23 protein-coding genes are annotated in these 19859 nt (G+C 46.6%); 6 read left to right on the forward strand and 17 right to left on the reverse strand.

Going from position 1 to position 19859, the window contains the following annotated elements; genetic code table 11:
- Positions 1 to 115: 115 nt before the first annotated feature.
- The 4 genes from fabD to QUA56_RS11405 all read left to right on the forward strand — a co-directional run bounded on the left by fabD (position 116) and on the right by QUA56_RS11405 (position 2610).
- Complete coding sequence (gene fabD, locus QUA56_RS11390; protein WP_333357261.1) at positions 116 to 997, forward strand: ACP S-malonyltransferase; 882 nt, start codon at positions 116 to 118, stop codon at positions 995 to 997.
- A gap of 267 nt (positions 998 to 1264) precedes the next feature.
- Positions 1265 to 1468, forward strand: coding sequence for a hypothetical protein (locus QUA56_RS11395; protein ID WP_333357264.1), 204 nt, complete (start codon positions 1265 to 1267; stop codon positions 1466 to 1468).
- A 230-nt stretch (positions 1469 to 1698) separates the two neighbouring features.
- Positions 1699 to 2337 carry a lysophospholipid acyltransferase family protein gene (locus QUA56_RS11400; RefSeq protein ID WP_333357267.1) on the forward strand — a complete coding sequence of 213 codons (639 nt, stop codon included), beginning with the start codon at positions 1699 to 1701 and terminating at the stop codon, positions 2335 to 2337.
- A 12-nt stretch (positions 2338 to 2349) separates the two neighbouring features.
- Entirely contained in the window at positions 2350 to 2610 is a 261-nt protein-coding gene (locus QUA56_RS11405; RefSeq protein WP_333357270.1) for a hypothetical protein, read from the forward strand.
- On the opposite strand, the gene QUA56_RS11410 is transcribed toward QUA56_RS11405, so the two are convergent.
- The 12 genes from QUA56_RS11410 to QUA56_RS11465 form a co-directional block, all read right to left on the reverse strand.
- Positions 2589 to 2735, reverse strand: a complete 147-nt coding sequence (locus QUA56_RS11410) for a hypothetical protein (protein ID WP_333357273.1) — start codon at positions 2733 to 2735, stop codon at positions 2589 to 2591. The genes QUA56_RS11405 and QUA56_RS11410 overlap by 22 nt on opposite strands.
- Before the next feature lie 84 nt (positions 2736 to 2819).
- Complete coding sequence (locus tag QUA56_RS11415; RefSeq protein WP_333357275.1) at positions 2820 to 3041, reverse strand: hypothetical protein; 222 nt, start codon at positions 3039 to 3041, stop codon at positions 2820 to 2822.
- 101 nt (positions 3042 to 3142) lie between these two features.
- Positions 3143 to 3733, reverse strand: coding sequence for a YdcF family protein (locus tag QUA56_RS11420; RefSeq protein ID WP_333357278.1), 591 nt, complete (start codon positions 3731 to 3733; stop codon positions 3143 to 3145).
- A 683-nt stretch (positions 3734 to 4416) separates the two neighbouring features.
- Positions 4417 to 5244, reverse strand: coding sequence for a GUN4 domain-containing protein (locus QUA56_RS11425; RefSeq protein WP_333357281.1), 828 nt, complete (start codon positions 5242 to 5244; stop codon positions 4417 to 4419).
- Positions 5245 to 5565: 321 nt separating this feature from the next.
- On the reverse strand, positions 5566 to 6708 hold the full coding sequence (locus QUA56_RS11430; protein WP_333357284.1) for a hybrid sensor histidine kinase/response regulator: 1143 nt from the start codon (positions 6706 to 6708) through the stop codon (positions 5566 to 5568).
- Positions 6709 to 6854: 146 nt separating this feature from the next.
- A complete protein-coding gene (locus tag QUA56_RS11435; RefSeq protein ID WP_333357287.1) occupies positions 6855 to 9521 on the reverse strand; it encodes a GAF domain-containing protein in 2667 nt (888 codons plus the stop codon).
- Between the two features lie 708 nt (positions 9522 to 10229).
- The gene (locus tag QUA56_RS11440; protein WP_333357290.1) at positions 10230 to 11363 is read right to left on the reverse strand and encodes a glycosyltransferase; all 1134 of its coding nucleotides are present in this window, start codon (positions 11361 to 11363) and stop codon (positions 10230 to 10232) included.
- A gap of 10 nt (positions 11364 to 11373) precedes the next feature.
- The gene (locus QUA56_RS11445) at positions 11374 to 12012 is read right to left on the reverse strand and encodes a DUF4291 domain-containing protein (RefSeq protein ID WP_333357293.1); all 639 of its coding nucleotides are present in this window, start codon (positions 12010 to 12012) and stop codon (positions 11374 to 11376) included.
- Positions 12013 to 12021: 9 nt separating this feature from the next.
- The gene (locus QUA56_RS11450) at positions 12022 to 12198 is read right to left on the reverse strand and encodes a hypothetical protein (protein WP_333357296.1); all 177 of its coding nucleotides are present in this window, start codon (positions 12196 to 12198) and stop codon (positions 12022 to 12024) included.
- Positions 12188 to 12325 carry a hypothetical protein gene (locus QUA56_RS11455; protein WP_333357299.1) on the reverse strand — a complete coding sequence of 46 codons (138 nt, stop codon included), beginning with the start codon at positions 12323 to 12325 and terminating at the stop codon, positions 12188 to 12190. The genes QUA56_RS11450 and QUA56_RS11455 overlap by 11 nt, the downstream gene beginning before the upstream one ends.
- Positions 12326 to 12566: 241 nt before the next feature.
- The gene (locus QUA56_RS11460) at positions 12567 to 13715 is read right to left on the reverse strand and encodes an NAD-dependent epimerase/dehydratase family protein (RefSeq protein ID WP_333048204.1); all 1149 of its coding nucleotides are present in this window, start codon (positions 13713 to 13715) and stop codon (positions 12567 to 12569) included.
- Between the two features lie 111 nt (positions 13716 to 13826).
- Positions 13827 to 14417 (reverse strand): chromophore lyase CpcT/CpeT, encoded by a 591-nt coding sequence (locus tag QUA56_RS11465; RefSeq protein WP_333357302.1) that lies wholly within the window; start codon positions 14415 to 14417, stop codon positions 13827 to 13829.
- Here QUA56_RS11465 and QUA56_RS11470 point away from each other — a divergent pair.
- Together QUA56_RS11470 and QUA56_RS11475 are read left to right on the forward strand one after the other, a co-directional pair.
- Positions 14409 to 14546, forward strand: a complete 138-nt coding sequence (locus QUA56_RS11470) for a hypothetical protein (protein ID WP_333357305.1) — start codon at positions 14409 to 14411, stop codon at positions 14544 to 14546. The genes QUA56_RS11465 and QUA56_RS11470 overlap by 9 nt on opposite strands.
- 26 nt (positions 14547 to 14572) lie before the next feature.
- Complete coding sequence (locus QUA56_RS11475) at positions 14573 to 14728, forward strand: KTSC domain-containing protein (protein WP_333357404.1); 156 nt, start codon at positions 14573 to 14575, stop codon at positions 14726 to 14728.
- Positions 14729 to 14951: 223 nt separating this feature from the next.
- On the opposite strand, the gene QUA56_RS11480 is transcribed toward QUA56_RS11475, so the two are convergent.
- From QUA56_RS11480 to QUA56_RS11500, 5 genes are all read right to left on the reverse strand, one after another.
- Positions 14952 to 15533, reverse strand: a complete 582-nt coding sequence (locus QUA56_RS11480; RefSeq protein WP_333357307.1) for a hypothetical protein — start codon at positions 15531 to 15533, stop codon at positions 14952 to 14954.
- A gap of 160 nt (positions 15534 to 15693) precedes the next feature.
- Positions 15694 to 16242: a hypothetical protein gene (locus QUA56_RS11485; RefSeq protein ID WP_333357309.1), complete on the reverse strand. Its 549-nt coding sequence runs from the start codon at positions 16240 to 16242 to the stop codon at positions 15694 to 15696.
- 158 nt (positions 16243 to 16400) lie between these two features.
- Positions 16401 to 17228 (reverse strand): ABC transporter permease, encoded by an 828-nt coding sequence (locus QUA56_RS11490; protein ID WP_333357312.1) that lies wholly within the window; start codon positions 17226 to 17228, stop codon positions 16401 to 16403.
- A gap of 7 nt (positions 17229 to 17235) precedes the next feature.
- Positions 17236 to 18150 carry an ABC transporter permease gene (locus QUA56_RS11495; protein ID WP_333357315.1) on the reverse strand — a complete coding sequence of 305 codons (915 nt, stop codon included), beginning with the start codon at positions 18148 to 18150 and terminating at the stop codon, positions 17236 to 17238.
- Between the two features lie 81 nt (positions 18151 to 18231).
- Positions 18232 to 19859 (reverse strand): iron uptake porin (locus tag QUA56_RS11500; RefSeq protein WP_333357318.1); only part of this gene is annotated, 1628 nt, incomplete at its 5' end.

A 19859-nucleotide genomic window follows, 5' to 3' on the forward strand; every position in this document is an offset into this window, starting at 1 on the left:
TAGATAGTTCGTTAACCGAAAGATAGCGGATACCAGCGAGCGAACTTAGAAGCGGGAAAGAAAGAATTTTTGCAATCACCAATTAGCAACCACCAATTAGCAGATTACCGGAAAAATGACTAAAACAGCATGGGTATTTCCCGGACAAGGTTCCCAGGCGATCGGAATGGGTGCAGACTTATTAAACTTGCCTACAGCCAAAGCCAAATTTGAGCTAGCTAAAGAAATTTTAGGTTGGTCTGTCCCGGAAGTTTGCCAAAAAGAAGAAGCAAAACTATCTAGGACTCTCTACACTCAGCCTTGCTTGTTCGTAGTAGAAAGTATTTTGACAGATTTAGTGCGAGAAAAAAGCGATCGACCAGCAGTGGTTGCCGGTCACAGTTTAGGAGAATACGTTGCCCTCTACGCAGCAGGCGTCTTTGACTTTGAAACGGGATTGCGCTTAGTCAAACGCCGCGCCGAACTCATGGACACTGCCTGCGGCGGGCAAATGGTGGCTTTGCTGGGCTTCGACAGGCAGGAACTAGAACTGCAAATTCAATACAGCCGAGACGTGGTGCTGGCAAACGACAACAGCGAAGCACAAGTCGTGATTTCTGGAACGCCTGCTGCAGTAGAAGATTTGCTTGCCAAAATCAAAGTCAAACGCGCCGTTAAATTGAATGTTTCCGGTGCGTTTCACTCTCCGCTGATGGCATCAGTGGCGGCCGAGTTTCAACTAGCCCTAAAGTCTGCAAGATTTTCCGATGCTAAAATGCTGGTGCTCTCGAACGCAGAACCGTCAGCCACTACCAGCGCAGCCACTTTAAAGCAGCGGTTGACTCAGCAGATGACCAAAGGGGTGCGGTGGCGAGAAATTTCCCTGCAATTGCCGCAACAAGGAATCGATCGCGTAGTGGAAATTGGCCCCGGTAAAGTTCTCACAGGTTTGATCAAACGGACTTGTCCAGATTTAGCGCTGGTAAATGTTAGTAGTTTGGCAGATTTGCCCGCTTAATCTATTTTTAGCCTGTTATTAAACGGCAGGCTCTAAAATTCAGAGTTAATTGGCCCGAAGATTGCCCAAAAACGAATCGCACAACAGGCAAATCCGAATATTGGCTGTTGTACAACTCGGGGATAGACGATCGAGACAGCTAGAATATCTCGATCGAAAATGTAGATATCGATCGACCTGACGGGGCGATCGGCAAATCTTGATGTAGACTGAGCGTAAAAATCAAGCTGAGCTGGTAATTGTATTAAAAAAGACCTTTACTGGCTGATGAGCCAAAAAACCTGGCAGAAGCATAGTAGGCGCGCGGAACAGGCTGTGGGACTGCCCGTAGACGGCCCGCACTGGAAGCCCCTAATTATCCTGACAAGCGACAGTTTTACTACACAACAATCCCCCAGCCAAGCGGTTAAGAGTTTTTTGGGTTACGCGACTTCCCCTGAAGGACAAAAAGCAATGCTACCCATAAATTGATAGAGGTTAGTGTACGAATCAGCACCCGAATAAATTCTGACCAGCACCTAAAAGCAGACAAGCGAAGTCCGCCTTCGCGATACTGAGTTTTTTCGCAAGGGTAAGGTTCGCATTTTGCACCCTCAATTTATGGAACTTGCGTAATTGCAAACCTACAAAATATTGTTAATTTTCAATAGCTGAACTGATAGGCTAATATTCGGTGTCATTTAAAATTCAAGGTTTTTTCCGTGAGCAAAAGTCGCGAACCAGTCGAGAGTTTACTTCTCTACTATTTATTTAAGTGGTCAATTGTCAGCCCGATGCTGCACCTGTACTTTCGGGGCCGCATCTACGGTGCAGAAAATGTTCCGACAGAAGGGCCGCTGGTGGTAGTCAGCAATCACGCCAGCGATTTTGACCCGCCGATTTTATCTAATTGCATGAGGCGGCCGGTCGCATTTATGGCGAAGGAAGAGTTATTTAAAGTTCCTATTTTGAAGCAAGCAATTACGCTTTACGGTGCTTATCCAGTGAAGCGGGAAAGTGCAGATCGCAGTGCAATTCGCTCGGCTATCAACTCTTTGGAGAATGGATGGGCGACGGGTGTATTTTTGCAGGGAACTCGGACTCCCGACGGTCGAATTACTGAACCGAAATTAGGTGCTGCGCTGATAGCTGCTAAGGCAAAAGCACCGCTGTTACCTGTTAGTTTGTGGGGAACTCACGCGATTTCGTCGAAAGGTTCGGCAGTGCCGCGTCCGGTGCCGCTGACGGTGCGAATTGGCAAGCTAATTGAGGCGCCCGGTTCGTCGAATCGCGAGGAGTTGGAAGCGCTGACTCAAAGATGTGCGATCGAGATTAATGCTATGCACGATTTGGGGCGCTGATTACCTTGAAGGATGTTTGTAGAATTTACTCAGAAACCGGGTTTGAGGAAGGAAAAAACATCGTTGTGGGTTGGTAGTGAGGACTCTTCGTACTCACTACCAACCTATTTTATTGCGGTTGTGCGATCGCATCTGACAAAAGCGACAGCTAAGGGCGAAATTTTTTCTGTAACTGCTGCGATAACTTGGCAGTCAAAGTCAGTCCAAACTCTGGGGCGATCGAAAATACAAGGCTGCAAAATTCCCCACAATCAGCCGTCAGCACAAAGGTGAGCGTGAATTAAAGCTCGATGTCCGAACTCTTTTGCCTCAAAATCTTTGTTGACAAATTCAGGATTTACTGTTTCAACATCCTCAACAAAAATCGAAGGTTCACTCCGCAAAGCTGCTGCAAACAAAGGGTCTTCTTGCCCTAAAGATTCCGGTTCTTTTTTCCATTCCGCGTCCCTAATCTCTGGACAGTTCGAGTTGCGACGCCAGCATTAAGATACTCTGCCCGTTTGGGTTTCAGGATTGCGGAGGTAGAGAAAGACGCGATCGCAATTTAACACCTCGCCTAAAGCCGGCACCAAAGCCGAAAAAACATCCGCAGTCTTGCTGTTACTCAAAATTTTCTCCAGAACTTGCGGCAGAATTTGGTCGATCGCTAACTTTGGCTCTTGAAGTTCATCTACTGATTTTAAACTACTTCTTCTGTTACGCATTTATCATCAGCGTTTTCGCAGTTCGTTCACAATAGGAGACAAGTTTTAAAACCTTGGAGAAGGGAAAAGGATGTTAGCTTTTCCTCAATACTTCCCTTTGTTTATTCAATTCTGGCTTGAGTGAAGTTAGCACCTGTATAACCGGTTGTCAGCCAAAGAATAGCTCTAGCACCGTCGCGAAGAGCTTTTTGCATCGGTTCGGGGGTTCGTCCAGACGGAACTGCCACAGGCTTGAAGCTAATGCCTCGACTGCCGAGCACGATTTCGCCGATAATCTGAGCTCGCCGCATATGATCGTCAGAAGTGATCAGATACACGCTGTCAATTCCTCGAGCTTTTAATTCATCTACCAGCGTGGTAAAATTTGTTACCGTATCCACGGCTCTGTAGTCTAAGTGTACGCGATCGGACTTAATTCCCGCTTCTGAAAACACCCATTCTGCGAACTCTGGATTGCTCCCAGACGACACCCAAATCGGCAATTCAGGATGAGTCCGAGCAAATTTGGCGGCAAACACCTCTCGCTCCGTAGCCCCACCTAGAACTAACAAAGCTTGGGGTCTCTGAAATTCGCTCTTAAGCTGCTGATAGCCGAACCAAGACGCCATCAAAAGCCCTACTAGGAACCAAAAACTGCGTGAAGTCTTCAAACGCTTGTAACGCTGCTTGTTTAAATTGACTCTTAACCACATCTAAACCTATAAAAATTTTATGTAGCTGACAAAGGAACAATAACAAAAAATACCGCACGTACAGCCCACTAACAGGAATTAAAAATTAAAAATTAAAAAAGGGTCAGGGGATTTTAGATTTTAGATTTTAGATTTTAGATTTTAGATTGAGTCTAAAGCTGGTGCTGGGGGCTTAAACTCTGGTCATGGGATTTGAGATTTGAGATTAACTCCATCTTTGGGTGAATTCGTTAGCGGATATGCAAAAGAGAGGGGCAAAACTTAGGCTTTCCCCTCCTGGTTTTAATTTTTCTTAATTTTTAACGGGACTGGCCGGAGTCGAACCGGCGACCTAGCGCTTCAGATTTGTGTGAGTTTCCCCACTCTCTGGACTATACCTTCACCGTGGACTTTTGCAGCCTTTAGGTGGTGGCCGTCTAGTCTCTAGACCTTCCTGATTCAAGTGTAGGCGATCGCATAATCGCCGCGAACTCAGGCTTGGCTTGGTATTGCCTTAGAGTCATAGGAACCCACGAACTCTTTAGGTTTCACCGAGTTTGACCACATTCACTCCCAGAGTTTCCTCGCAGGGTGCCCGATTCTTCAGGAGGCGCTTGCTCTATCCATCTGAGCCACAGCCCCAGTTGCTGAACCGTTTTGATTATAGCAGCTAATGTCAATTTTGAATTTTTTATTTTGGACGATTACCGATCGCCAGTTGCAAGTTTCGCAGCGATGCGGGCAAAGTTTTCTGCTGCGGTGAGTTTACCGGCACCGTAACAGGCGCGCTGTCTCCATGCGGTGACGGGGAGATGTCCGGGGGGAGCTTTTTCGCTGAAGGAGAGCTCGCTGTAATATTTCCAATTTTCCTTGACTCGCCAGCCGACTCGATCGCAAAATTCAGTATAATTTGCCCCGGTACTTTCCCAAATCTGCTGCTGCACCGTCAATCCGAACCTCCCGCTGCTGTATTGTTGCCAAAGTTGGTCGATCGTGCGAAGGTCTGTAGGAGGAAAGCCGTCAATATCGGCTGCACTCAGCCAGCCTTCGTCTTCCCTGACAGCGATTTGCAGCAAGATTTCCCAAGTGTGTTCGTCAGCTTTGCGCCATTTTCCCGTTTCTAATAGCTTTGTCAGTTGTCGGTAGTCCATCCCCACTTCCGAGATAGCCGGAGTTTTGTCAGGTATGGCGCTGATTTTCTCTTCCAGCCGCACTAGAGTGCTGACAATGAATTCGGGGTTTAGTTGTTCGAGGCGGTACAAAACCCATTCTAACTGAGATTGCAGGTACGTGCGGGCGATCGCACCTTGCTGCAATTCCTGTTGCAACTCATCAAATCTGGCTGACCAATTTTGTTGATTGCGGGCCAATTCCCACATTTGTTTTGCCCACTGCAATCTAACTTGTTCTTTTTTTAAATAAGTTTTGGAAGGCTTAGCACGCTGCGGGTAGGGAGTCAAATCCCAGCCGCAAATCGAGCAAAACTCGGCTTTTTCTATGTATTCAGCACCGCACACTGGACAGTTAGACATATTGCCATAAATTCGGTTGCCAAGTAATTATATGACATCCGGTAAATTAACCAGGGAGCATCCCATTTTTGCTTTCAGACCGTGGACGGTTGTATCAGAATAATATATTTGGATGATCTAGCGCGCTCACGTCGTCCATAGCGAACGGCTAAATCGTTCGCTATGGACGACGTGAGCGCTCCTAAAAAACGCTTTTTACCAAATTGGGATGCTCCCATTAACCATAATTCGATTAGGTACGCAATTTGCAACCTACAATTACAGTTTATCTGTAGTAATGTGCGCTTTTCGCACCCCAAAGTTAGAGTTAATTATACCGCTCTAACAAGGCAAGCGAATAGTAAACAAACTGCCTTTGCCCAACTCAGAGTTTACCTCGATCGTGCCGCGGTGAGCTTCGACTATTTGGCGGCAGAGGTGCAGTCCCAAACCTGTACCGGATTTTTTGTGAGTTCCCGGGCCAAACCTTTCAAATAACTTTGCTTGTTCGGTGGGAGAAATTCCCGCGCCGGTGTCTTGGACTTGAATGATTACCCAGGCCAGCGGTTGGTTTTTGAAGCTAGTATAAGCAGGTGAATTAGCAGCTTTTAAGCCGACATCTATTGAGCCGCTATCGGTGAATTTAATCGCATTTCCGATTAAATTTGTCAGCAAGCGGTGCAGTTCCAGACGATCGCCCGGATACTTCGCAATCGGAGCACTTTCTGCACTTTCTGTCAAGTCTAAATTCACCGACAAACTTTTAGCCTCGGCTAGGGGAGCGAGTTCTTCAGCTACTTCATTAATGAGCTGGCGCAAGTCCACGGGAGCGAAACTTAGGGATTTGCGGCCTGCTTCGTAGCGGTAGACTTCCAGCAGCATATTTACCATCGCGATCAGGTTTTGGTTGCTGCGAACCATCGTCCCGAAAGCGTCGCGCATCTGAGGCGAAATTTCTCCCAAAGCTCCCTGCTGCATTAAATCTAGCATTCGATCGGCTGCTACGAGGGGCGTCCGCAAGTCGTGAGCGAGTCGGGAGACAAAATCTTCGCGCTGGATGGCGATCGAATTGCGCTCGTCTACGCTGTGTTTGAGCCGCAGGAGCGATCGCACCCGAGCCAGCAGTTCGTCCATTTCCACCGGTTTGCGGATGAAATCGTCTGCTCCCATGTCCAGTCCTTGGACTACGCTAGCACTGTCGTGAGCTGTGATCAGCAAAATCGGGATAAAGGGCAATTCCTTATTTTGTCTGATTCGCTTGGTGACTTCGTAACCGTCCATGCCCGGCATCATTACATCTAGCAGTAGCAAATCGGGGGGTGACTTGTCTATTTGGCTCAAGGCAGAAAATCCGTTATCCGCCGTGCTAATTTCGTAACCTTCTTCTTCCAGAATTGTCTGTACCAACAAAACATTATCTGGTGCGTCATCTACCACCAGAATCCGATCGGCTTTTGTGGCATTCGGAACTGATAAATAATTCATTTAAGTGTCTGGAAATAAATACTAACTTTAATCTTGCACCCGATTTATCTTTTCACTTTTTTACAGGTTTTAACTCTGTCATAAGGAAGATATCAAAAGTTTATCCAATCTTTTTACTTTCGATCGCTCGGATGTGATATAACCTACTACTTGGTTGTTATTGTATGCACGCCGTCCCAATCATCGGGTGGGGGCACTTCCAAATAGCTGAGCGATCGCTCGATGTGAACTTCCACAGGTCGATCGCTGGGTCTCATTGCTAAAGCCGCCTCAAAAAAACTAATAGCTTTCTGATAATTTCTAGCAATATAAGCATCCCGACCTTTGCTGTAAAGTTCCAAAAACCGAACGGTTTCCCCGTCGATCATATCGGCACTATTTTGCAGCAACTCGTAAATACCCACCGACTGATTTTGGCCCTTAACCCGCACCTTGTCCAACTCTCGCACCCAAATTCGTTCCCGACACAAACTGTAGGTAAATTCGCTCAAAATTATATCGCAGCCGTACTCTTTTGTAAGCTGTTCCAATCGCGAGCTCAAATTCACCGCATCCCCAATTACCGTGTAATCCATCCGCTTTTCCGAACCAATATTTCCCGAAACCACTTCTCCAGAACTAATCCCAATTCCGAAACGAAATGGAGCTTCGCCGGGGCGAGAATCATTAAACTCTTTCAAACGCCTCCGCATATCTAAAGCCGACTGAACCGCCATCCAACCGTGACTTTCGGGAGGATTCAGCGGCAGCGGCGCGCCGAACACGGCCATTAAAGCATCGCCGATAAACTTATCTAAAGTACCTTCGTGATGGAAAACGGCCTCCACCATCGTCTCAAAATACTCGTTCAGCAGGGATACCACCTCCGACGCTCCCAGATTTTCGGTGAGTGTGGTGTAGCCGCGAATGTCGGAAAATAAAATAGTAACTTCTTTGCGTTCGCCTACCATCAGAGCGCCTTCGCCCAAGGCCATCACTTTATCTACGACTCCAGGAGTCAGGTAGCGGTACATGGTATTTTTCATCCGCTTTTCGCGACTGATGTCTTCGAGTACCACTAAACCGCCGCGCACGCCGCCTTCTGGATTGATCAGCGGGTTGACAGTTAAATTCAAACTGCGTTCAATTACTTTAATTCGAGATTTGGGAATTGGGAGCGGACAATAAGGGTGATATAGGGAAGAATTCCTCAGCGAAAATAGAGATTGGGCATTCGCTAATTCTGCCAGCGCTACTTCCTCAGTCCAGGCGCGGTTTTCGCCCCAAGCGTAATATAAATTGGGGTCAGTGCGATCGGGCACTGCCAAAATGTAACTTTCTTCTTCAGTTTCTCCTGCTTCAGTTTCTGCCGCTGCGGAACCAAACGCTTTTTCCACCAACAGTCCCACAGTTAAACTTTGTTCGGGAACGTAATGTCGGGCAGCATTTTTGAGACTGTCTTCTAGTCGAAATTGCAAATTGTCGATCGGCACAACTTCCCAAACATACCTATCGATCAGTTTTTCTTCCCAAATTTCGGGATTGTGTTTGCTTTTAGCTTGATTTACCGGACAGCCCAACAATTCCAGCGCCGCTTCGTTAATCGTGACAACTCGCCCGTGCAAATCGGTGGAAATCACTGCATCTGAAAGGCTTTGCAGCATATCTTTTTGATACTGCTTTTCCACCATCACGTTCTGAAACAGTTGAGAATTTTGCAGCGCCATTCCCGCTTGGGAATTAAACGCTCGCAAAAACTCTTCGTCGGAAGTAGTGAAAGTGCCTTGGTTCTTATTAATTAGCTGAGTCACCCCGATCAGCTCACCTTTAGCGTTATGCACCGGCATACACAAAACAGTCCGAGTGCGGTATCCCGTTTGCTGGTCTGTAGAGGGGTCAAAGCGGGGATCGTCGTAAGCATCTGTAATATTTAGAGGTTGACCGGTCGAAGCCACGTAGCCTGCAATTCCCTTATTCGCAGGAATGCGGAGATCTACCATCGTTTTGCCGTCTGCCTTGGCGACTTTTGTCCAGAGTTCGTTGGTTTCCCTATTTAACAAAAATAGCGTGCTGCGATCGGCCTGCATCAAGTCGCGAGCTTGATCCATGACAGAGCGCAAAGTTGTTTCCAAGTCAAGGCTTTGACCCAAAGTTGTGGTGGCTCTCAAAAGCGCGGCAACCCCTCGCTGGTTGCGGGCCACGACGTAGAAAGACTGACAGCTTTCGAGAATAATCCCGATCGAATCTGCAAAAGCCTGGAACTGCTGTTCGTCTTCCTCGTTAAAAGGGACATTGCCAGCTTTATTTAACAGTCTGACCACCGCTACGGGTTCGTGTTGGCTCTTGCTGCTAAAAATCGGCATACAGAGGATAGTCTCGATCCGGTAGCCCGGCGGTTCGTCTACTTCGGAATTAAAATGCTCGTGCGATCGAGCCTCCGCGACATTTATCGATTTTCCGGTAGTTGCTACGTAGCCTAAAATGCCTGCATCCATCGGCAAGCGAACTTCTAAATCTTCGCCAAGTGCATCGACTGTTTTGTGCCACAGTTGATTTTTGTTGGAGTCAACCAAAAAAATTGTTGTCCGGTCTGCTTGCAGAATTTGACCAATTTTGACAGTGAAGGCATCTAACAGTTGCTCTAAGAGAGTTTCGAGTGCTTCATTGTTAATCAGGTCCATCGCCCGGATAAATTGCTGAAATTCAGCCGTGATAAAGTCCAGCAGGCAGACTAATTCAGGAACTGGCAGGCTCTTAACACGGGAGGTCAATGCCCCCATAAAATTGACTTGAGTCAGTGTAGCCAGAACGCTACCAGCATTGGAGAATGTCATGATTAACTGCTTTCTCAGAGGGGTAGACTAACCCGCAGGTCGATCTGCGCTAGATTCTGCGGCGGTGCAAACTATTGAAGTTGTTTGCTTTTCAAGCCTGCACTCGCTTGTGGCTTTGATGAATCGTGAGTTCAAAAGTGGCGCACGCAACTTCAGTTTGGTTGTTATGTATGCTCGATCGATCTTTTTTATAACCTCAATACTGATGAGGGTTCGTCAATTAAAGCTGAACTTGAGTTCGGAACACTGCCAGCCTGAAAATTAGCTCCCAAGCTTTCGTCCGATCGAGCGCCGGGAATGTGAATGTGACGCTCTGTGTGACGCTCTGTGTGACGCTCTTTGTTCGGCGGCAGCGCGGTGTGACGACTGTTTTAGCATTCGGCGACCGTATCCGGTCTGGTGAATGGCGCTTTAGAACCGCGCGAGAGATTCCTACAAAGCTACTCATAGTTTAATGGTAAACGCAACAGCAGGATAGCTACGGTGATCTAAGTAGCTAAAAATTTCGATCGGTCTTTGAAGACATCCGTCCTCGCTACAAACTGACTATCGAACTGCAAAGCTAATACCCGTTTCAAAAAAAATGCAACTGTAAACAAGCTCCAAACCCTTAGTTCATCAGTCATTAGCAATTTTTGAATCTCAAATCTCAAATCTCAAATGGCATAAGCTGTCAATGCTGTTTAAAGGCGCGACAGCTCATAGCATTTAGGCCGCAGAGGGTATGGACTGGGCAAATATCACCGATTGATAGTAGCGCCGCAGTTGTGCGGCTGCGGCGGCCCAACCCCAGCGTTCGGCTTCTCGGCGAGCGTTTTGGCGCAGGGTTTCCCGTTCTTGGGGATTCGCAAACAGACGCTTGGTGGCCGCGAGACATCCTCCTTCGTCGGCGGGGTCAAATAAATATCCGTTAACGCCGTCGGTGACGATATCGGGAATTCCGCCGCTGCGCGCCGCCACTACGGGCGTCCCCGCAGCCATTGCTTCTAGGAGCACCAAGCCTAGGGTTTCGGTGCGGGAGGGAAAAATGAAGGCGTCGGCCGATGCGTAAGCAGAGGCGAGTTCTTGCCCCTTGAGGTAGCCGACAAAATTGGTAGGGGTGCCGGCAAAATATTGTTCGAGGGTTTGGCGGTGCGGGCCGTCTCCCACTAGGGCGAGGCGGGCGTCGGGAATCGCTGCGAGGACTGGTTTGATGCGTTCGATTTCTTTTTCTGCACCGAGGCGGCCGACGTACAGCAGCAGGGGACTGTCTGGGTTATTTTCAGAAAGGCGCGATCGCATTTCTCGACTTGCCAATTCGGGGACAAACATTTCAGTATCTACGCCCCGCTGCCACAAATCTACTCGCTCAATGCCGTGGGTTCTCAATTCCTCCACCATTGCTGTGGAAGTGCAGAGATTCAATTCTGCTTGATTGTGCGCTCCTTTGAGCAGTTCCCACAATAAAGGTTCGAGGACTCCGAAACCGTAGTGCTGCAAGTATTTGGGCAAATGCGTGTGGTAAGAAGCCAAAATCGGAATATTGAACTTTTTGCCGTAATATATACCCCCCAATCCCAAAATTGCGGGATTGACAACGTGAATAATATCCGGTTTAAACTGCTCTAATTGGCGACCGACAGCCGGAGAAGGAAGTGCCATTTTCAGTTCCGGGTACATCGGCAAAGGCAAACCCTCCACACCGTAAATTCGGGCACCTTTGTATTCTTTAATCCCGTAATCTGGAGAAAAAATCAGAACTTGTTCGCCCGCGCGCTGCAAGTGATCTACAGTGTGAATCAGGCGCGTCACAATGCCGTCTATTTTCGGCAGAAAAGTTTCAGTGAACAGAGCAATTTTCATAGTAAATTTTTTAGAAAACCGATAATCGTAGTTTCTGGGAGATGTCGGGATCGGTAACAGGATACAATGTCTCGCAGGGGGTAAGTAATTGCGAGCGATCGGCTCCTTTATATTGATGCTGTTGCTCCACGAATTCTGAAATATCCTCGATGTTAACAATCCATTCTCGCGCGTAACTGGCTAAAACACTGCCGCGCAAACCCAGTTGAATTGCCCGCCGTTCCAGTTTTGCTCCACTTGGGTGATGATCCGGGTCCCATTGCAGCCGTACAGCAGAACTTTTAACAGATTGTTGCCATGATTTTTCGCTTCCATACACTCCTGGAACAAAATTGGAATGGACAGCAGATGCTAAAATTTCGTCAAAAGCCGATCGCTTCAGCCAAACAGCCAGAATTACTTCTTGTCCGGGTTTTGTTCCCCATGCCGATCGGTACATCATCCATAGAAAATTGGGCTTAATCCAACTCATGCGATTCAGACTAAATTCCCCACCGAAATAACCTTGTTCCGCTGCAAAAAGACCGATCGCCGGACGGTAAGCTTGGTACACTACAACGGTATTTTCGTCAAATTGTGCCAGAATGTGACGACCTGTTTTCGGCCATTTACTTGCCTGGTTTAAGTATGGTTCTGTTCGCAGCTTCATTGCCACTAATTACGATCGAGATTTTTCTGGAGGCAACATACAAATTCCGGGAATTCCGATCGATCCAATTATCCCACCTAAAAGCAACCCCACACCTTTGGCAAAGCAATTAATTCTGTGAATTTCCTGTGCAGTTTTGGCAATTAAGATTTCCCTTTCCCCAGCAGGCGATTCGCTAACGGGCACGGTAATTTTGATAACTCGCCGTCAGTGCAGCCCATTCCGGTATTAAATAATAAGCACAAACTGCACTCGCTGAAAATCCCGGCAGAACCACCACCAAAAGCAACAGAATGAGAATTCGACTTTTCACGGCTTTATTCCCAAAAAGCCAGCAGTAAAAACCTTAAGGAATTTTTCAATTTACCGCAGAGGACGCAGAGAACACAGAGCAAAAGATAAAAAAGATAGATATGAAAAAAGTAATCTACAGCGAAATCCATTCAGAACTTGCAAACATTTCCCCTCTCTTCCCTTCTTTTCTCTTACTTCCCGCCCTTCGCGCCTTCGCGGTTCGTTAAAAAATCTCTTACCCCGCAGGTAGATACCAAAACTTACTTCCAAGAAACCTTCGGCAAAATCTGGTTTTTATCGACACGGTGCTGATATTTTGTAGCAAAATTTAGCAGAGAATCGAGCAGGGAATCTGAGAGATAGTGGGGTTGCAAACCGAGGTCTAGCAAATTGGTGTTTTTGGCATTGAAATAATGTTCTTCTTTCTCGACTCTGGGATTTTCGATGTTGTTGATTTCTACTTTTAATCCCATTGCCATGCCTGCTTTTTGCACCAAGGAGGCTAAGTCGCCGACGCTGAATAGTTCGGTGAATTGGTTGAAGACGCGGAATTGTCCGGCTTCGGCGGGGTTGGCGATCGCCAATTCAACACACCGCACAGTATCCCGAATGTCTAAGAAGCTGCGGGTTTGTCCGCCAGTTCCGTAAACTGTCAAAGGATGACCGATCGCAGCTTGAATGCAAAATCGGTTCAATGCTGTCCCGAATACTCCGTCGTAGTCCAAACGGTTGATTAGCAGTTCGTCCATGCCGGTTTCATCTGTGAGTACGCCGTAAACGACGCCCTGATTTAAGTCGGTGGCTCTTAAACCCCAGATTTTGCAAGCAAAATGGATATTGTGGGAATCGTGGACTTTACTTAAATGATAAAAACTTCCAGGCTGTTTGGGATAGGGTAGTGTATCCTTGCGCCCGTTGTGTTCGATCGTAATGTAGCCTTCTTCGATGTCAATATTCGGCGTGCCGTATTCGCCCATTGTCCCCAATTTCACCAAGTGACAGTCGGGGAAATCTTCGCGGATGGCATAAAGCAGGTTCAGTGTCCCAACTACGTTATTGACTTGGGTGAGGACTGCGTGTTCGCGATCGATCATCGAGAAGGGGGCCGAACGCTGTTCGCCGAAATGGACGATCGCCTCTGGTGCAAATTTTCTCATGCTTTTGCTGAGAAAATCGTAGTTGGTGATGTCACCGACGAACAAGTCGATCGACTTGCCCGTTAAATCTTGCCATCGCTGGAGTCGTTGCTGAATCGGTGCAATGGGAGTGAGGGTGTCGCTGCACAGTTCCAGATCCCAGTGCCGCCGGACGAAACTGTCGAGGATGCCAACTTCGTAACCTTTGTTGGAAAGGTAGAGTGCGGTTGCCCAACCGCAATAGCCATCGCCACCAATAACCAGGACTTTCATAAAACAACGGTGAATCTTGCTTGCCAATACTGGGTTAATGTACCAGGTATTGGTGCATTCTGAACCTTTAATCAAGCGTGTTCGCCCAGGAGGGAATCAGTTTTTTTTAGATTAAACCTGAATTTCGTCGGCGAAGCTGGCCCGGCGGGTGAATTCAAAGGGGCCGGCCTGGGCTCCCCAGACATGGGCGTCGGTTTCCGGGTCGCGCCCGCGATCGTGGCTGATAAATTTGTCTTGGTCAATCTCGAATTCGCTGTCTAGATAGGTTTTTTTGCCATTTCTGACCACCGCGCAGCCTTTTCCGGGTTCAACGCGCCCTAAAAAGCTGTTGCCCGTCCAGTGCGTCATAAAAGTGCAGCCCGGGAGCAGTGTCAGTTGTGCTTTTTGGATTTCTTGCAGCCGCTGCGGTTCGCGGGAAGCGCCGTAGAATTGCTCTTCGTTTTCTATGGCATAATTTTCGATATCGATGCGATCGCCCACCGGGACTAATTTTAACACTCGAACTCGGTACGGAGAGTTGAGTTCGATATCATAGGCTTGTTCTAGGTACAAGCTGATCCCATCGAGAACTTCGACTGGCAAAGGTCTCATGCAGACGCGAATGTGGGCGAAGAAGGGCGGGTTTTCAAAGGCTTGGGCTTGGTTGCTGAAGTCGGCGGCCATCCAGCGGGCGAGGGTGACAATATCGGTGGAATGAGTCATTTCGATTTTGGATTTTGGATTTTGGATTTTAGATTGGGGGGAGTAGAAGTTATTTTAGGGGAAAGGGTGGCCTATGAGCGGGCGATCGGCTATAAATATTTAGAGAAATGGATTGCAGAATTACCATGAAACTAGAATTAGTTTAATTTAGCGCGATCCAAGCTGTGGCTTATGACGAAACAACTTCCAAAGTGGAAGTTCTTTTGAATAGCGGCAAGATATGTCGATACTTGGAAGTTCCAAAAACGGTATACTTAGAACTGATGGCATCTGACTCAAAAGGTAGTTATATGCCAATACGCTTGGGTTAAGGAAAATTGTAGCGAAAATGTTGCGCGGAGTGAAACGGAGGGTTCGTTCCAAGGGCCCAACCTACGCACTTAGCTAATGTCTCACGATTAACAATATATGGATGCGAGCTTTTATACGAATAACAACTGCTCTATGGAAGATACAGACTTGTAAAAGGAAGTTAAATTGTTATTATGTAAACCATATTGATTTATACTTAATCTTCCTTTCTGTAGAAAAGGGCTACTCATGAAAATTTCTTAAAAGTAACTGGTAAACTTGAGATTCAGGAAGAAAATTCGATAGATATGCCTTAAAAACTTTTAACATTTGTATGAGTTTATTTGCGATGATTTTATCCACATGAAATAACTGTTTCTTATTTAAATAAGCAAGAGAAACTGCTTCAATTCCTAAAGCTATTGTCTCTCGATCCCATTTTAAATCATCAGGATTAGCAATTATATATGCAATGTCTTCTGCGATTTTCACTACGATCTCAACATCAGGTTCTGCACTACCAAAATACCCTGATAAATAATTAAAGTATACTTGTTTTTCAACAAGGGTACAAGTATTTAACAAGGGAAATAGTTGTGTGTCAACAGAGTATTTATTTGAAATACCACCAAAAATTTCTCCTAATAGCCATGAAGGTTCACCGCTATATCTTTCAGTAGATAAAGACTTTAACTTATCAAATAAGCATTGAATTACTTTACGATCCGAATAATTATTAAAGAAAGTATCGATTGCATTCTCGTCATCTATATCAAATATTGTATCTTCAAAAAAGGCTTTTAATTCTCGATCTGAAGTTACCATTTAATTATATTTTACTCCTACGTTAAGGCCTGCATCATTAAATAATTTCTGAACGTTATCTAAAATTTCAGCACCTGAGATTTTTTGAATATTTGACTGGGATTGGTACTAACTATATCGTCCTTCCATCATGATGATAATGCCATGTATATCTTGCCTATTATTTAAAGTTTTTTAACTCTATTTCTATATATTGTTTTAGATCGTATTCAGTATATTTAAATTCACTAATTACTCCAGTAGATATGAGGTTAGTTTTTACATTTTTTAGTTGCTCATTATGAACAAAATAATCACCATCTAAATCTTCTAAATCTAACTCATCTATAAACCAGAAACATGATACTTTATTTGAATACTGAAGTAACTTCTTTTTATCTGCATCGCTGAAATGTTTTTGTTGTAAAAACATTTCAATGGCATTTACTCTAATGTATTTGCAGAGAAAATGAATATCAACATAACCCGTATCATGAATTTCCCGAGTGAAAGGTTTTGGTCTTGGATTTAACAAAGACATAACTTTAATCCAGTCTAGATATGACATTTTAGTCCAAAGTATTGGGGTTGATAGAATAAAGTCAAGTACATAGCGAAAAGGAAACTTAGCTTGGTAAGCTAATATCTCCGCAAAATCATACTTTTTTAGCTCATTAAAAAACTGACCAAAGTAATCAATTCCGTAACAATCACCCTCACGATCGTACATTTGATTTAGGAAATTCATCATGTCTTCTCGTCTATTATTTATCATGGCAAACAAAAGTAGGGTGCGTCGCCATCGACAATTCTGGTCCTGATGTAAAAAATCGGTAGCGACGCACTTTTGCGGCATCATCAAGGGGGTGCGTCACTACGATTTGGTGTCTATTCGCGCTTGGGCTTGCTCTGACGATTTGACAGGTAAGCGATCGCAAATAAAGCAAATCCAATCAATGCAAAGGAGAAAATAGTTGTCAGAGTACCCAAAGCGTATAGGGCAGGAGACGTGACGTTGGTAGTCATTCCAAAGATTTCTAGGGGCAGGGTATTAGTGTCTCCCGACGCCAGAGAAGTGCGCGTGAATTCATCGTAGGACAAGGTAAAACTCAGGAACGCCACCCCAATCACACTAGAGGCAATCAGAGGAAAAACAATTTGCCAAAATGTGGTGGTATCGTTTGCACCCAAGTCGCGGGAAGCTTCTTCATAAGCTGGATTAAACCGCCCAAAAATCCCCAGCATAATTAAGAACGCAAACGGTATAGTCCAGGTGAGATGCGCTCCTAACGCTGAGGTATACCAGGCATTTCCTAAACCCGCTAAGTTGAACACAACCGCAATCCCTAGCGAAATCAAAATACTGGGAACAATCAGGCTAGAAATGGTGAGGTAAAAAATCCAATTCGCTCCTTTGAAACGGCTGCGAAACGCCATCCCTGACATGACGCTGGTGATGACGGTCAACACCATAACAATCAATCCCAACCAGAGCGATCGCCAGAAGGCATCGGTAAAGTTGCCTACCCGTTGTTCTTCAAATACCGATTGCATCCACATCAAGCTAAACCCTTTCATGGGAAAGGTTAAATTGCCTTCAGGGCCTTGCAGTGACAGGATAAAAACGGCTGACATCGGGCCGTAAAGAAACAAAACAAACAGTCCAAAGAAACCAGCCAGAAAGTAATAGGATAGCGGGCGTTTTTTCCCTTCCATAATTCCTCTACAGTTCTTTACGAATATCGACAACGCGCAAAATAGCAGACACCAAAATTAAGGTAACAATCAGCAGAATCACTGCATTCGCGGCCGCGAGGGGATATTGCAAACTACCGATCTGGTTTTTAATCAAGTTTCCTACCGAGGCAACCTGTCCGCCGCCCATCAGCCGCACCGTGGCAAATTCTCCCATCACCAACGTGACGATAAAAATAGTGCCGATCGCAATTCCCGATGCCGACAGCGGCAAAATAATTTCTTGCTGAATTTGAAAGGGCGAAGCGCCTGCATCTTCAGCCGCAGAAACCAGCGCTCGATCGATTCGCATCATGCTGTTGAAAATCGGTGCCACCATAAACAGGGCATAGAGATGCACCATCGCTAATATCACCGAAAAGTCGGAGAACAGAAACATTTCAATCGGCTTATCGGTGAGGTGCAATCCCATCAATGCCTGGTTGAGCAGCCCTTCCCGTCCTAAAAATGGAATCCAGGAAATCATCCGAATAATATTCGATGTCAGAAATGGAACAGTGCAGATCAAAAACAGAATCGTTTGCCATTTTGAATTCTGAACGTGAAACGATAGAAAGTAGGCAACCGGATAACTAATCAGCAAACAAATCAACCAAACAATTGCCGCAAATTTAAACGTATTGAGATAAGTTGCGACTGTGACTTTGGAGGTAAAGACCGTGATGTAATTCGCCAGCGTAAAGCCGGGAACCATCGAATAACCGTTGAAGTTCCAGAAGCTGACGGTGATGATTGCCGCGATCGGCAATACCAAAAACAGCAGCAGCACCAGCGTTTGCGGTGATACCAGCAGGTAGGGTTGAAGTGCTTTCCAGTTGAACGGCTTGGCTCGACTGGGACGGACTGGCGGTGAAGATGTTGGGAGATTTTGAGTGGCTGTCATAAGCTTTCTCCAGGTTAGGTAAAGTGGGTAAACACAAAGAGTGCACGTTTACCCGCAGGCGATCGTTAGAAATTGAAAGTGCTAGAAACTGAAGCTGGTTCTAATTACACCGATAAACACCGTATCGTTTCCACTATTGTGGTCGGGATTTGTAATCATTACCAGACCGGGTGTAACCGCAATAAAGTCATTGATTTGATACCTATAGAACGCATCCACCATGAAGGAGGTGCTTCTATCCTCAAACAAACTAACATCGTTGCTGGTGACTTTAGAAGGCATACCCAACGTAATGCCGCCTAAGTTGCCTTCTTTCAATAAATCGGGAAAAGCCAGCGCGACAGCCCAGGATTGAACGGTAGCATCAGCACCTTTCGTCACCCCCGACTGAGACTTCGTGTTGGCCAAATAGTACCAGCCACTCAGGATAAATTTAGGACTGAAGGCATACTGTGCTTCTACTCCGTAGCCGTGCGTCAGGGCGTTATCTGTTCCAAAGGGTTGAGCAGAATTTTTGCTGCCAAAGTATCCCCCTGCGGGTGCATTGATGTTGCCATCATCGTAGGCGTTCAGGTAAGTGAAGGCAATGGCTGCCTGAGACGTGGGTCGAAATGTGACCTGAGCCAACGCACCGTAGGGGCCGTTGAACAATCCTTGTCCCTGACTGGGATTGTTGGCTGTGGGGGTTCCTGCCAAATAACCGCCGCCAATGTTGATTTTGTCGGTGAGGTTGTAGTTAAAGCCCGCCCCTGAAAGCCCGCTGGGAAAGTAAATGGGACTGCGTAGGGCAAATCCAGTCAGCACCGTATCGTAATCGCCGTCTAACGGGTGCAATGTCGGGACGAATAAATCCAGGAAGCCTATGGCTTCTAAGAAAAAGGTGCCGCGATCGCCCAACGGAAAGCGATACTCGAGCTGGTTAACTTTCAGCGAATTACCGCCGCCATCCTGAAACGCCAGATTCGCCATTCTTGTGCCAGTCGCATCCGCAAAACTCGGCGTATTGCCGGCTTGCAGTCGGATAATCAGCTTATCTTTGCCGGTGAAGCTGCTGGTCAGAATCAGACGCACCCGATCGGAGAAAATAGTGCCATCGTCCACATCTCGCCGCGAACCATCGGCCTTTTTGTCCGCGCCAAAGGCATTTACCAAGTTGAACAAAACATACCCATTCAGTTTGGTTGTAGTCGAGAACTGATTGCTTTCTAGATTTGCGGTGCGGGCTTCCAACACATCGACTCGCCCCCGCAGGGTTGCTAGTTCAGCGGCAAATTCTTCTTGCAGCTTTTGCAGAATTGCTAGGTCTTCTTTGTTCGCCAAGTTGGCGGTGCCAGCGGCAATCAGTTCATTCACCCGGTTCAGACAGGCGTTTAAGCCAGCGGCGAACTCGAAGCGCGTCATGGCGCGGTTGCCTCGATAGGTTCCATCGGGATAACCAGCGATGCAACCGTAGCGCTCGACCAGGGATTGCAATGCCTGAAAGGCCCAATCTGTCGGCTTGACATCTGAAAGCTGGGAAACCGATGTTACCTGACCTTGAAGGCTGTTTTCCAGCGCATAGTCTTGAATCTGTGGCAGGGAATCAACCGTATTGCTACCCGTTGTTGATGGCGCGGGTGCAGTAACCTCAGCGGTTTGGACATCGCTCTTTTGAGGCAGCAGCCCTGGTTGGGGGACGATCGGCGACTCGGCAGACAGGGGGTTGTTGT

The organism is Microcoleus sp. N3A4, assembly GCF_036701805.1.
Lineage (GTDB): Bacteria > Cyanobacteriota > Cyanobacteriia > Cyanobacteriales > Microcoleaceae > Microcoleus.

Coding starts and splice junctions, on each gene's coding strand:
- QUA56_RS11430 (WP_333357284.1), bottom strand. CDS start 6,708: ATGAATTATTTATCAGTTCCGAATGCCACAAAAGCCGATCGGATTCTG.
- QUA56_RS11460 (WP_333048204.1), bottom strand. CDS start 13,715: ATGAAAGTCCTGGTTATTGGTGGCGATGGCTATTGCGGTTGGGCAACC.
- QUA56_RS11480 (WP_333357307.1), bottom strand. CDS start 15,533: ATGGTAACTTCAGATCGAGAATTAAAAGCCTTTTTTGAAGATACAATA.
- QUA56_RS11490 (WP_333357312.1), bottom strand. CDS start 17,228: ATGGAAGGGAAAAAACGCCCGCTATCCTATTACTTTCTGGCTGGTTTC.
- QUA56_RS11445 (WP_333357293.1), bottom strand. CDS start 12,012: ATGAAGCTGCGAACAGAACCATACTTAAACCAGGCAAGTAAATGGCCG.
- QUA56_RS11415 (WP_333357275.1), bottom strand. CDS start 3,041: ATGCGTAACAGAAGAAGTAGTTTAAAATCAGTAGATGAACTTCAAGAG.
- QUA56_RS11485 (WP_333357309.1), bottom strand. CDS start 16,242: ATGTACGATCGTGAGGGTGATTGTTACGGAATTGATTACTTTGGTCAG.
- QUA56_RS11470 (WP_333357305.1), top strand. CDS start 14,409: ATGAGTCATTTCGATTTTGGATTTTGGATTTTGGATTTTAGATTGGGG.
- QUA56_RS11465 (WP_333357302.1), bottom strand. CDS start 14,417: ATGACTCATTCCACCGATATTGTCACCCTCGCCCGCTGGATGGCCGCC.
- QUA56_RS11425 (WP_333357281.1), bottom strand. CDS start 5,244: ATGTCTAACTGTCCAGTGTGCGGTGCTGAATACATAGAAAAAGCCGAG.
- QUA56_RS11395 (WP_333357264.1), top strand. CDS start 1,265: ATGAGCCAAAAAACCTGGCAGAAGCATAGTAGGCGCGCGGAACAGGCT.
- QUA56_RS11420 (WP_333357278.1), bottom strand. CDS start 3,733: ATGTGGTTAAGAGTCAATTTAAACAAGCAGCGTTACAAGCGTTTGAAG.
- QUA56_RS11435 (WP_333357287.1), bottom strand. CDS start 9,521: ATGACATTCTCCAATGCTGGTAGCGTTCTGGCTACACTGACTCAAGTC.
- fabD (WP_333357261.1), top strand. CDS start 116: ATGACTAAAACAGCATGGGTATTTCCCGGACAAGGTTCCCAGGCGATC.
- QUA56_RS11495 (WP_333357315.1), bottom strand. CDS start 18,150: ATGACAGCCACTCAAAATCTCCCAACATCTTCACCGCCAGTCCGTCCC.
- QUA56_RS11405 (WP_333357270.1), top strand. CDS start 2,350: ATGTTTGTAGAATTTACTCAGAAACCGGGTTTGAGGAAGGAAAAAACA.
- QUA56_RS11440 (WP_333357290.1), bottom strand. CDS start 11,363: ATGAAAATTGCTCTGTTCACTGAAACTTTTCTGCCGAAAATAGACGGC.